General features: G+C 50.4%; 1 protein-coding gene. It reads right to left on the reverse strand.

From position 1 onward, the window contains the following. On the reverse strand, window positions 1-865 hold an 865-nt coding region (locus V7K89_RS04795; protein ID WP_335184840.1), incomplete at both ends, for a HEAT repeat domain-containing protein.

The following is an 865-nucleotide window of genomic DNA, read 5'->3' on the forward strand; positions in this document are numbered from 1 at the left end:
CTTTCCTAGTGCCAATGCTACAGCTTGCTGCACATTGATATCGGCATCATTGAGCTTGGCAATCAGGGGTTCAACTGCTCGTGCATCCTTAATCTTTCCTAGTGCCAATGCTACAGCTTGCTGCACATTGATATCGGCATCATTGAGCTTGGCAATCAGGGGTTCAACTGCTCGTGCATCCTTAATCTCTCCTAGTGCCAGTGCTACAGCTCGCTGCACATTGCTATCGGCATCATTGAGCTTGGCAATCAGGGGTTCAACTGCTCGTGCATCTTCAATCTCTCCTAGTGCCAGTGCTACAGCTCGCTGCACATTGCTATCGGCATCATTGAGCTTGGCAATCAGGGATTCAACAGCTCGTGCATCTTCAATCTCTCCTAGTGCCAGTGCTACAGCTTGCTGGACATCGCTATCAGCATCATTGAATTTGGCAATCAGGGGTTCAACAGCTCGTGCATCCTTAATCTCTCCTAGTGCCAGTGCTACAGCTTGCTGGACATCGCTATCAGCATCATTGAGCTTGGCAATCAGGGGTTCAACTGCTCGTACATCCTTAATCTCTCCTAGTGCCCCTGCTACAGCTCGCTGGACATCGCTATCAGCATCATTGAGCTTGGCAATCAGGGGTTCAACTGCTCGTACATCCTTAATCTTTCCTAGTGCCCCTGCTACTGCTCGCTGGACATTGCTATCGGCATCATTGAGCTTGGCAATCAGGGGTTCAACTGCTCGTGCATCCTTAATCTCTCCTAGTGCCCCTGCTACAGCTCGCTGGACATCGCTATCAGCATCATTGAGCTTGGCAATCAGGGGTTCAACTGCTCGTGCATCCTTAATTTCCCCTAGTGCCCCTGCTACAGCTTGC

Source organism: Nostoc sp. (assembly GCF_036917515.1).
Taxonomy (GTDB): Bacteria; Cyanobacteriota; Cyanobacteriia; order Cyanobacteriales; family Nostocaceae; genus Nostoc.